The sequence below is a fragment of the Streptococcus sp. 1559 genome, assembly GCF_013276735.1.
GTDB lineage: Bacteria > Bacillota > Bacilli > Lactobacillales > Streptococcaceae > Streptococcus > Streptococcus pseudopneumoniae.
Genome location: NZ_VMLO01000115.1, coordinates 1 through 4,680, shown reverse-complemented (window position 1 = coordinate 4,680; position 4,680 = coordinate 1). Strand labels below are relative to the sequence as shown.

Below are 4,680 nucleotides of genomic sequence, written 5' to 3'. Positions count from 1 at the left end.
ACTCTTGTTGTTGATTAAATTATAACATAGTTTTATAATGGGTGTCAAAAATAGACATTTGTGATATAATCAAATTGAGGCGCCTCAGCGATACGGTCGGTGGCGTGAATCTCTTTATAGGTCGGGCAACTGGAAACGGATAGCTCAAAGGGCACTATTTTGTGTCGGGTGTGGGACTGCCTTCAGCTTCGAGCTGTAAAGACCCCGGATGCATTTTTAAGAGATTGGCCCGATAGGGTCTTTTTTTTTTGAAAAATTAAAAAAAAATGAAGGATTTTTTCTAAAGGAGTTACTTTCATACTTACTTTATAACTTACTTTATATATACTTTGGGGGTGTCAAAAAGTCAGTATTATCAAGGGTTTGCGAGGAGATAAGTGACAAAAAAGTACGTGATACATGACAAAAAAGTACGTGATACATGACAAAAAAGTACGTGATACATGACAAAAAAGTACGTGATACATGACAAAAAAGTAATAAATTACTTGAAGTTTGTCATGTAATATTATATAATCATTTATGACAAAAAAGTACGTGAGGTTAAGCCATGAAAAAAGGGAAGTCAGAAAATGCGTTTGAGGGCTTGATGTCTAGACAAGATTATCTAGTAGTACAAGCGAATGACCTAGCCAAAGCCTTTGGGAATTTAAAAGCCTTTGAACATAAGCTACTGGACTATTGTTTTAGCTATGTGACCAAAGAAAGCACTGCAACAGATACATTTACGACAAATGCAAAAGAGGTGCTGAAGCACTTTGGATTGAACGCTTCAGGGAAAAACTATGAGCGTGTGGCACGTGGCTTTAAAGCCCTAAACGAAAACACTGCGTTATATCTGCCAATCGTTGAGAATGGCGTTAAAGGGATATTGATGACCCAGTTATTTAGAAAAATTAAATTCTTAGCTAATGGCGAAGTGGAATTTATCTTTTCAGAAGATGCTGCGCCTTACGTATTTGCTTTACGTAGCCAGTTCTTCTCGTTCAAATTGGCAGAGTTAGCTCAAATCAAATCAAAGTATGCCATTATTTTGATGAAATTGTGGGAAGCAAATCGCTTTAAAAATCAACGTGTCACAACCATTCAAGGAGATTTAGACGATTGGCAAGATTGGTTTTTAGGGGAAGAGAGAAGAATGCCCCCTGCAATCTTTGCAAGGAACTGTCTGAAAGTTGGGGCAGAAGAGCTAGAGAAAAAATTAGGGGTAGATGTTTATCTAAACGTAGTTAAAAATGGCCGAAAGGTCATAGGCTATGAAATGCAGATTACTGATAATCGACAAGTACCAACTGCAGAGATAATCAAGCAAGCTGAAGAAAGAAGTCGACAGACAGATATTTATGATTTTTTAGATTAAGCACTGTTCAAAAATCTAAGTATGGTTCAAATGGTTGTAACTGTCATGGAAAACACTTGTTTATATCTAATTTATGAGTAAAAAGATGCTATTGAGATGAAAAAGCAGCTCGATGTTGATGAAATTTAAAGAGACTGGGACAATTTTGTCCCAGTCTCTTTCTTGTTAGTGAATTATTCTTCGTATAGAATTTCAGGGTTCGGTATGCTCATCCCTGAACCACCACTACTGTAATTATTTGTTTCTGATTGAGGAAGTGCTATTTGTATTCCACCAGGGCCGTAAGCTACACCTGTAAAAGTTACTCTTTTTATTTTTCCGCTTACATATATTGAACCACTAACTGATTGTCCTGCCCTACCTTGACCGCTTACCGGGTAATATAAGGTACGGCCATTTGTTAATGTAATACGAACTCCTCCAGAGAATTGATAAGAGCTTTTAGTATAAGGTCGTGCGTACCACCATGCTCTACTTCGGTTATCATAAATTTCTATTTTGGAAACTCCACCATTTCCAGTTGCAGTAGAATATGGGGTGATTTGGTTTGCTTTTGGAGTTTCGGCATATGTTGTAACAGTAAATGAAAGAAGAGTGAGAAAGGTAGTTATAAATAAAATAAGTTTTTTCATGGTAGTTCTCCTTTATTTTTTGTATGATTATATCAGAATATTTTAAAAAATGAAAGGGTTTTCTATGAAGGGTGATGTTTTTTTTGATTATTTTTTGAAATCACTTAGGTTTCATCTTGGTGATAGGTGTAAGGATATTGGATTTATAGAGTTTGCTAAGGATGAAAATAATAGTTTTATTATTATAAAGGATTATATTTTAGAATCATTAGTAGTGTTGTCAAATATTTTGAGTAAGGAGAGGATTGTGTTTTCTTGTGGGGTTATTCATAGTAAGGGGGGAGTTACTGGAGTAGAAGTATGTATGAATGTATTAGAGTTAGAAAGATTAAATAATTTGTATAAGATATAGTTTTGAAGAATATTAAAAAATATAATGGAAACTGTCTATGTAGGATGTGTGGAGTTGATAGTATCAATGTTTCCTATGGAGATAATTTTCTCAACTATGTTTACTTTGATTTTTTGGTCGGACAATAGCGAAGCCGTCCGACTGTCATTTTGAAAAAATGCCCTTGCGATTCGAGGGCTTTTTTTGTAGTTCGCCCTGGCATAAAGTGGGCGGACTAGCTCTCTGCAAGAGCCTTCGGAGAACGCACTTTTACGAAGTAAAGTATAGTGCGTTATACTTTACATGGAAGTTAGCCGAAATTTGTGCTAAAATTCTAGCTAGAATGTTATCACAATAGACGAGCAATAGGCTTGCCGGCTCGTCTGTCATTCGCTACTCGAATGACCCACCTGAGGAGGTAAAAGTTATGAGCTACATGGTTGCGAGAATGCAGAAAATGAAAGTTGGGAATTTGGGTGGCGCATATAAGCACAATGAACGGATTTTTGAAAAGCACTCAAACAAAGACATCGACACGAGCAGGTCACACCTCAACTATGAGTTGACGGATCGTGACCGCTCTGTGTCGTATGAACGGCAAATTAAGGACTATGTGAACGAGAACAAGAGTTCTAAACGTGGGATACGGAAAGACGCTGTTTTGTGTGATGAATGGATTATTACGTCAGATAAAGATTTTTTTGAAAAGTTGGGCCAGGAGCAGACGAGAAAATTTTTTGAAACGGCTAAAAACTACTTCGCGGAGAATTACGGAGAAACCAACGTTGCTTATGCCAGTGTACATCTTGATGAGAGTACCCCACACATGCACTTAGGGATTGTGCCAATGAGAAATGGTAAGCTGTCATCAAAGGTTATGTTTAACCGTGAGGAGCTAAAGCATATTCAGGAAGATTTGCCAAAGTACATGAATGAGCATGGTTTTGAGTTGCAACGTGGAAAGCGAGATAGCAAAGAACAGCATTTGAGTGTGGCGGACTACAAGGAAAAAATGGGGCGTGAAGCTCTTAATCAGGAATTGCTAGATTTAGGAGCGCCAAAATATTGGCATACGGAAGAACGTAGACCTGCAACAATGTCAGAAATTCAAGATTATGAGGACATAGGTTCTTTGTTTGCAGATTCAGACGTGACATTTAACATCCGAGAAGCGACGTTGGAAGAGCGTTTCAAATGGCTAGACACTCATAGAAACGATTTAAGGGCAGATTTAGGACGTTTAGAGGGTGTCCTTGAGAAAAAGATTGACGAATACGGTAAAATCGATTCTGAGGCTTCTGAGAGGCTCTCAGAGCTATCTGAGTTAAATTCTGAGGTAAATAGTCGTCAGGAGGAAATAAAGGGGTTAAAAAGCGATTCTAAGCGTCTGAGCGATGATGTGGTTCGTCTGGAGAGAGCTCATAGAGAAAAAACGCAACTTTTGGTGGAACAATCAAGTAACTTATCGAAAATTTCGTATAGAGATTTAGATAGACGTCGAGTTGCCAAAGAGTTGCAGGAAGAATTAGAAAATGCTACTCCTAAACTGTTTGGCGATGGCTTTAATTTTACTTCGGATTTTGTTGGACGACTGAAGACGTTTGTGTCTGATGTTGTAGAGAAGCTGGAGCAGGCGGTCAATCAAAATGAGTTACTTAGAAATGCACTAGCAGGCATGAAAGAAGCAAAGAGTAGGCTTGAAAATAGCCTATCTCATGCAGAATGGAAAAATCAGCAATTAGAGACTGAAAACAAAGCATTAAAGCTAGAAAACAGGGAGTTGAAAGTTTCTAAAAATCTCTTAGATGACCTTTCTGAAGTCATAACAGAAAAAGAAGTAACCAGCCTCAATAAGCGTTTAGAAAACTTAAGAGAGACACGAGAACTGTCTAGGAAAAGACATGAGCCTACAAAAGGGCGGAGTATCTGAGCGATTTATGCCGTGAAAGCTATTTGACAATAAGCTAGGTCAAGTTAGACTGGTTAAGGCGGTTCAGTCTGAACTTTGTTCAGCTGACCGACAAACCAAAGACTAACGACCTAGGTTCCTTGTTGTCAAATAGACCATGGAATAAAGCAAGCGGACATGGTATAATAGCAATATTCTGGCACTAAGCCTTCGAAAGGAGGTGTTTAGCTTGTTAGAACTCATTACTCTTCTTGTTGTTGTCCGAGTAGTGTTGCCCTTAGCGTACGAGTTGGGGAAAGCCTATGGGATGAAGTGGATTGAAAAGCGCTTCGATGACAACGAGAAATAGTGTCACTTTTCACGAACGCTAGTGTGTTGTAGCTAGCGCAAAAAAGCACCCTAAGTCTTGGCGGACAGGGTGCTTTTCGTTTAGCGTGATGAACTCACT

The 4,680-nt window shown here is 38.3% G+C and carries 4 protein-coding genes; 3 read left to right on the top strand and 1 reads right to left on the bottom strand.

The features are described 5' to 3' along the window. Positions 1–550 precede the first annotated feature (550 nt). On the top strand, positions 551–1,360 hold the full coding sequence (locus tag HT688_RS10915) for a replication initiation protein (RefSeq protein ID WP_000715517.1): 810 nt from the start codon (positions 551–553) through the stop codon (positions 1,358–1,360). 173 nt (positions 1,361–1,533) lie between these two features. Here the strand turns inward: HT688_RS10915 and HT688_RS10910 are convergent, their stop codons facing one another. Continuing rightward, the gene (locus HT688_RS10910) at positions 1,534–1,992 is read right to left on the bottom strand and encodes a hypothetical protein (RefSeq protein ID WP_000733562.1); all 459 of its coding nucleotides are present in this window, start codon (positions 1,990–1,992) and stop codon (positions 1,534–1,536) included. Positions 1,993–2,056: 64 nt separating this feature from the next. On the opposite strand from HT688_RS10910, the gene HT688_RS10905 reads away from it, so the two are divergent. Then, entirely contained in the window at positions 2,057–2,344 is a 288-nt protein-coding gene (locus HT688_RS10905; protein ID WP_078373521.1) for a hypothetical protein, read from the top strand. A gap of 406 nt (positions 2,345–2,750) precedes the next feature. After that, complete coding sequence (mobV, locus tag HT688_RS10900) at positions 2,751–4,253, top strand: MobV family relaxase (RefSeq protein WP_023937738.1); 1,503 nt, start codon at positions 2,751–2,753, stop codon at positions 4,251–4,253. Positions 4,254–4,680 lie beyond the last annotated feature (427 nt).